The sequence below is a fragment of the Chryseobacterium sp. VD8 genome, assembly GCF_037149975.1.
GTDB lineage: Bacteria > Bacteroidota > Bacteroidia > Flavobacteriales > Weeksellaceae > Chryseobacterium > Chryseobacterium indicum.
The window spans coordinates 1-2835 of the sequence record NZ_JBBCQL010000355.1; the positions used below are offsets into that span (position 1 = coordinate 1).

The following is a 2835-nucleotide window of genomic DNA, read 5'->3' on the forward strand; positions in this document are numbered from 1 at the left end:
CTATCGTATAAAACAGGAGCAACTCACGTTGATTCTTGGGTAGATATTGAAGGAGGTTTTGGTACATTCTTCACGTATTCAGGATTGGCAAAAAGAATGCTTCCGAATACACCGTTTTGGGTAGATGGAGATACTCAGAAAATTTCGGCAAACGGAACATTTCTGGGAACCCACATTTTAACGCCGAGCGAAGGAGTTTCAGTACAAATTAATGCCTACAATTTTCCGGTTTGGGGAATGCTGGAAAAGTTATCCACATCATTGTTAGCAGGTGTTCCTTCGATCGTAAAACCTTCTCCTTTCGGTTCTTATTTAACAAACGCTGTTTTTCAGGATATGATTGAAAGCGGAATTCTTCCGGAAGGAGCGGTTCAATTGGTATGCGGTGAACCGGGAAATATTCTGGATTATGTGCAGGATGGAGATTCAGTATTGTTTACTGGTTCTGCAAATACAGGAAGAAAATTAAAATCTCTGCCCTCGATTGCAGGAAATGCCGTTCGTTTCAATATGGAAGCAGACTCTTTGAACTGTTCAATTCTTGGGTTGGATGCAAAACCGGGAACTCCGGAATTTGATTTATTCATCAAAGAAGTTCGTAACGAAATGACGACGAAAGCCGGACAAAAATGTACAGCAATCCGTAGAATTATTGTTCCCGAAAACTTAATTGGTGACGTTCAGAATTCTTTGTCTAAAGCTTTAGATCAGACAAAAATCGGAAATCCGTTGAGTAGAGAAACCAGAATGGGATCTTTGGTTGGAAAACAACAATATGATGAGGTTTTAAGAAAAGTTGATTTGCTTAAAGCTGAAACCGAGTTAATTTACGACGGAAAGCACGAATTGGTAGATGCCGATTACGAAAACGGAGCTTTCATGAGTCCGAAATTGTTCTTAAATGATAAACCATTTGAAAAAAATATCTCTCACGATGTCGAAGCTTTCGGCCCGGTTTCTACATTAATGCCTTACAAAGATGCGGAAGAAGCGGCAGCTTTGGCAAAAAGAGGAAAAGGAAGTCTTGTTGGCTCAATTATCTCGCATGATGACAAATTTGTCGCTGAAACGGCGTGGAAAATGGCTTCACAACACGGAAGAATTTTTGTACTGAACAGAGACAGTGCAAAAGAAAGTACAGGTCACGGTTCTCCGCTTCCGACTTTGATGCACGGCGGTCCCGGAAGAGCAGGAGGCGGTGAAGAAATGGGCGGACTGAACGGTCTTCATTTCTTCCTTCAGAAAACGGCAATTCAGGGTTCTCCGGATGTTTTAACTGCCATTACTAAAATTTATCAGCAGGGTGCTGAGAAAAAATATTCTGACAAACATCCTTTCCAGAAATATTTTGAAGAAGTTGAAGTGGGAGATTCTCTGGAAACAGCAGGAAGAACGGTTACCGATGCAGATATCGTAAATTTCTCCAATGTTTCGTGGGATCATTTCTACGCACACACGGATGCTACAAGTTTAACAGGAACAATTTTCGATAAAACCGTTGCTCACGGTTATTTTATCCTTTCCGCAGCGGCAGGACTGTTTGTTTCAGGGAAAAAAGGACCGGTTATCGCAAATTACGGTCTGGAAAACTGTTCGTTCTTTAAACCTGTTTATGCAGGAGATACGATTACAGTGTATTTAACGGCGAAAGAAAAAATCAACAGAGGAGTAAAAGGAAGAAATATTCCTTCCGGAGTTGTAAAATGGTTAGTTGAGGTCGTAAATCAGAGAGATGAGATCGTTTGTGTGGCAACTATTTTAACATTAGTGGCAAAACAGTCTCCTTTTATCGATTTAAACTTAAAAAATATTCAGAAAATGCTGAATGGATTAACAGAATCTACTCAGCCAAGCTGGGGTAAAATGTCTCCTCAGCAAATGATTGAACATCTGGAGCACGGGGTTTTGGTAAGTCTTGGCGAACCGGAAGCTGATAAATGCTTCACTCCTGAAGAACAGTTGGAAAAATGGCAGGATTCTTTGTATAACCACAGAAAAATGCCGAAGGATTTCCCTGCGCCGTTTCTAGCGGATGATGAAAAACTATTGGAGTTAAAACATAAAAATCTTGAAGCAGCAAAACAGTCTTTCATTGATAATTTAAAAAGATTTGTGATTTATTACAAAGAAAATCCACAGGCAGAACATATGAATTTCGTATTCGGAAAACTGAATAAGGAAATGTGGGAACTAATGCATAAGAAACATTTTACGCATCATTTTGAGCAGTTTGGATTGATTTAAATTCAGAAGATTATAAAAAGCAGCATTCTTTAATGAATTGCTGCTTTTTAATTATATAACTATTTGATTAAATTGTTTTTAAATAATTTTATTGCTAACTTTAGAATGCGAAATCCGAAAAGCATATAGAGTAGGAACAATCATTAAAACTAAATCATTATGAAAAACTTAAAAAAACTCTCAAGACCAGAGTTGAGAGCCATTGAAGGATCTGGTCCTAATTGGTCTTGTACGCCCACTTCTTGTCCTAAAGGAAGCTGCTGTATTCCCGGAATCTGGCCGACTACTCCAAGAGCATGTGTTATATGTGCAGATTCTTAATGATACAAAATCAATATTTCATGTATCATTTTGATGAGTCTAATTCAGTTAAATAATTCAATACTCCCTTTCAGTCTATATTGAAAGGGTTTTTTATAATCTTATGTTAAAAACGTAATGATATTTGATACGCTTGTTTTTATTCCTTATTTTCAGGTTTAATTATATCATAAAACAAAAGAAATGAACGAAAACTGGCTACAGAAATATGAAGAAGTAAAAGATGTTCTCATATGTCCGACGGATTTGGAAACCTATTTTACTTCTGAT

At 37.7% G+C, this 2835-nt stretch carries 2 protein-coding genes; both read left to right on the forward strand.

Annotation, left to right across the window (positions count from 1 at the left end; genetic code table 11):
* The coding region (paaZ, locus tag WFK35_RS21980) for a phenylacetic acid degradation bifunctional protein PaaZ (protein WP_336734710.1) at positions 1-2244 on the forward strand (2244 nt) is incomplete at its 5' end.
* Positions 2245-2403: 159 nt separating this feature from the next.
* Positions 2404-2565, forward strand: a complete 162-nt coding sequence (locus WFK35_RS21985; RefSeq protein WP_302717668.1) for a bacteriocin-like protein — start codon at positions 2404-2406, stop codon at positions 2563-2565.
* The last annotated feature ends 270 nt before the right edge of the window (positions 2566-2835 follow it).

Excerpts from the sequence above, each read along its gene's own strand:
- WFK35_RS21985 (WP_302717668.1), top strand. The coding sequence starts at position 2,404 with ATGAAAAACTTAAAAAAACTCTCAAGACCAGAGTTGAGAGCCATTGAA.